We start from the raw sequence: 915 nt of genomic DNA on the forward strand, positions 1-915 counted from the left end.
ATGAAAGAGTAGGCTAATTGCCTACTCTCATATTCTTAAAAAACCTAAAAGATTTAATTCAGTTTGGCTTCATTTTGTTATATGATAGAATAAACAATGGGAAAAGTTTGTATAAAGGAGCTCAAGCATGAATAGAAAATCAAGTAGAAACCAAATGATTTTGACAGCAGTCTTTATCGTCATTTCATTGGTATTAGTGGGAGGTAGCTATTTTGTTTATCGCTCACGCCAACAAAATATGTTAGCAGACCAAGCCAGCACATTTTCTTCAATGTCAGTAGATATGAACCAAACAGCACCATCAACGCCAGAAGAATATAATGCAGAAGAAATGGTTCAAGCATTTACAGACAATCGCGGGGAAACTACAGCACTTCATTATTTATACTACCTACAAAGTGTAGAGCAAGTGCCAACCATTTCAATCGCCCGTACCCAAGCAGACCAAGAAGCTTGGACAACAACTATCACTGACCGTTTAAATGAAATCGGCTTTGACGAAGCAAGTGTTAACTCAGTAGACTGGGCAGAAATGACCTCTGCCGATGCAGTTGAACAATACTCTGGTAACTTAACTGAAGCCAACCCGCAATTAGTGATTATCCCAACTTTCGTTGAAGAAGATTATGAAGCTGAAATTTCTGAAGAAGATCATCTAGCGAATATTGAAGAATTGTTTAATACCATTCGTATGGACTTGCCTTCTGCCTTAATCGTCTTTGCGCAATACCCAGCTTCAAGTCAAGAAATGTCTGAAGACGAAGACTACATAACTTATAACGACAATACTTTATCAGCTATGCAAGAAGCAGGCTACAATGTTTATGATGTCAACACTGCTTACAGCGAAGCACGGGATAACTCAGAAAGCTTAAACCTTGAAAAAAGCTTTACAGATGAAGGTTTCTCTGAAGG

Annotated in this window: 1 pseudogene; it reads left to right on the forward strand. The window is 38.1% G+C overall.

The window, feature by feature from the left end:
- Positions 1-127: 127 nt before the first annotated feature.
- Positions 128-915 (forward strand): annotated as a pseudogene (locus ACRCJ0_RS15910) (adhesin); the annotation flags it as partial.

The organism is Aerococcus sp. L_32 (genome assembly GCF_050689315.1).